Here is a 612-nt window from a genome sequence, read left to right as displayed (position 1 = left end):
AGGACTTTGCCGTTATTCAACAGGATAGGGTCTAGATCGTGGCTTTGGTTAAAGGTAAGTTGCTGAATATTTTGTCCATCACCATCCATAATATGAAGGTTAAAGGCGTGTACATTTCGCTCTTCATCAAGTGCAGGATAACCCGTCTTACCTTCATTCAATAAAACAGCCTTGGCACGCGTCTGGCGCGTTGAAGTAAATAAGATACGATCACCTGGAAGGTAGCTGGGTGAAATATCATGCCCATCTTCAGCCCTGACATTCAGCGTACTATCAAAAATACGGCGGAGCGTGCTGCTCTCTATATTATATTCCCAGATATTCCAAGTAGGCTGATCTTCTTCATCGGCATTCTCTATCTCTGGCGCACGCATCGAGAAGAGTAGTTTCTTACCATCATAAGAAGTACTGAGGTCACGTACATCGTAGAGCAGCTCACCGTCGTCGTTTAAGAACGATTCATCAGCAAAGGCTGCCGAAGAAATATCCACCGTTTGAGCATCAAGTGATGCTTTTTGCTTTAGGTATAAAACAGCACCAGGACGAAACGATTGCGGCTCAGCAGCATTATCTGGCTCAACTTCGCCCTCATCATTTTCTAGAGGTCTTTCT

Annotated in this window: 1 protein-coding gene; it reads right to left on the bottom strand. The window is 44.6% G+C overall.

The genetic code is table 11. From position 1 onward, the window contains the following. Positions 1-612: TolB family protein (locus tag A3735_RS30605; RefSeq protein WP_369820518.1), on the bottom strand; the 612-nt coding region annotated here is incomplete at both ends.

This window comes from Oleiphilus sp. HI0061 (genome assembly GCF_001635675.1).
The sequence above is the reverse complement of the archived record's forward strand: the minus strand, read 5'-3'. Positions and strand labels throughout refer to the sequence as shown.